1 protein-coding gene is annotated in these 662 nt (G+C 44.6%); it reads left to right on the plus strand.

The annotated features are described in order from the left end of the window. Positions 1 to 15 precede the first annotated feature (15 nt). On the plus strand, positions 16 to 662 hold a 647-nt coding region (locus tag ACFIK8_RS11835; protein ID WP_375669540.1), incomplete at its 3' end, for a hypothetical protein.

Raw genomic sequence — 662 nt, forward strand, 5'->3', positions numbered from 1 at the left:
AGGATAGCTCACTGAGTGGGTACAGACCGTAGAACAGAAGGTGCAACTCTTTTCGATACACTCATCAGTAGAGCAGTACTTGCAAGAACACCCTGTGTTCAGGTACTCAGTAGCAGAGATGGTTGCAAGCATACGGATTACAAGCTTGACAGTGTCCTAGAAAGATTTGAGCAGTCAGCCTCGCCAAATTCACAGGATGAGCCAGAAGATATCTTGGAACAAGCTCTTGCCCATTTTGAAGCATGTTATTATGAACAATGGCAGGAGGCGTTCTCAATGGGACTTGTGAATAAGGGTGATGGAATTCATGAAACAGAAGGAGAAAAGCAACCCAATCAGCAAGCACCATTGGATGGCTTGGAGGATGAGGTTGAGGAACATGAGGGCTCCTTTGAGGAAATTGATAAACCAGAGGAGGGCAGACTGAAACTATCCATCGAAGAGCCAGCAGAGTTAGAACTGAAGACTCTGCCAGATAACTTGGAGTATGCATTCTTGGCTGAAGACTCAAAGCTACCCGTGATTATAGCAGCGAGTTTATCGCAAGAACAGAAAGAGAAGCTTGTGAGTATGCTAAAGAGGCATAAGTCCGCCTTGGCTTGGAAGATTTCGGACATAAAAGGAATCAATGCTTCATTCTGTACACATAAAATCTTGATGGA

The sequence above is a fragment of the Bartonella sp. MR168JLCBS genome (assembly GCF_042194175.1).